Source organism: Plesiomonas sp. (assembly GCF_051650925.1).
Taxonomy (GTDB): domain Bacteria; phylum Pseudomonadota; class Gammaproteobacteria; order Enterobacterales; family CAMTGL01; genus Plesiomonas.
The window spans coordinates 1-1,238 of record NZ_JBOFRH010000532.1 but is presented as its reverse complement, the minus strand read 5'-3'; the positions used below and the strand labels follow the sequence as shown (position 1 = coordinate 1,238).

Genomic DNA, 1,238 nt, shown 5'->3' with positions numbered 1-1,238 from the left:
CATCCCCGATCTGCTGGGCGAAGCGCGCGACCAGATCGCGTGGCAAAAGTGGGCTATCACAGGGCACACAGACCACATACTCTGTCGTACAGTGTTGTAAGGCGGTCAGCATACCGGCCAAGGGGCCAGGAAAATCAGGAGTGCTATCGGGATAAACAGGAAAACCACTTTCTGCATAACTATGCAAATTGCGATTGGCGATAATGTGTAGACTGCTGACCTGCGGTTGCAGGCGTTGCACGGCATACCAGTATAAAGGATGACCGGCGACCTGACGTAATCCCTTATCGTCGCCGCCCATGCGTGTAGCCCGGCCTCCGGCCAGAATGGTACCGCTAATCACTGTGTTCACTGCCACCTTCTTTGCTCGCTGAATTCCGGCTTCATTTTAGCGCTGCTTTCCAGAATTGAAATATTCAGATACATAATAATTGCATTATCTTTAGCTGCATATAGCGGCAGTTTCACTGCAGAAAGTTGCATTTTGGCCCCAGATCTTGTGCTGTGACGGTAAACCCTGCTATTTTTCAGGGATAATAATGCACATACGGCACCCCAGGGTGCGGGAAAACAGAAGGTAAACCTGCAATGAAATGCCATCGCGTAAATGAATTAATTGAACTGCTGCATCCGGCTTGGCAAAAAGAGCCCGATCTGAACCTGATTGCCTTTTTACAAAAACTGGCGCAGGAAGCGGGTTTTACCGGTGATTTCAACGATCTGACCGATGATGTGTTGATTTATCACCTGAAGATGCGTGAGGCCGATAAAGCTGCGCCAATCCCAGGTCTGGCCAAAGATTACGAAGATGACTTTAAAACCGCGCTGCTGCGTGCACGTGGGATCATCAAAGACTGATCGCAGGCGAGCGCCCCGCTTAGCCGTGGGTTAGCGTAACGCAAATCAATGCAAAACGTCACGTATAGCGCGTGGCGTTTTTTTATGGCCAAAATATGGTTTGCTGGTGATGATTGCGTCTCGGTAGCCCTTTTCGCCTTGATGTAAGTAAAGTGATAATAAAAAGTTGCGTTATGTGGGGCGCGGCTGCGTTATACTGGGCGCGAATTTGTGGAGTATTAGCGCAGGTATCGATTCAGGTGGAACCCAGCCGAACGAGGGAAGCATCTGCGCCTAGCCAGCCGGTGGCGGAGCAAGCGAGGGAGAGCGGGAATGCAGCCAGATCCGCAGCAAAAATCGACCATTCCGGTCAAGAATATCAACACGGATATTAACACCTC

General features: G+C 50.5%; 2 protein-coding genes. One reads left to right on the top strand and one right to left on the bottom strand.

Features of this window, described 5'->3' with window-relative positions; genetic code table 11:
- The coding region (mobA, locus tag ACRC27_RS12670; RefSeq protein WP_438640036.1) for a molybdenum cofactor guanylyltransferase at positions 1-352 on the bottom strand (352 nt) is incomplete at its 3' end.
- A 236-nt stretch (positions 353-588) separates the two neighbouring features.
- Between mobA and ACRC27_RS12665 the strand changes: the two genes are divergently transcribed.
- Positions 589-858, top strand: coding sequence for a YihD family protein (locus ACRC27_RS12665; protein WP_010862924.1), 270 nt, complete (start codon positions 589-591; stop codon positions 856-858).
- The last annotated feature ends 380 nt before the right edge of the window (positions 859-1,238 follow it).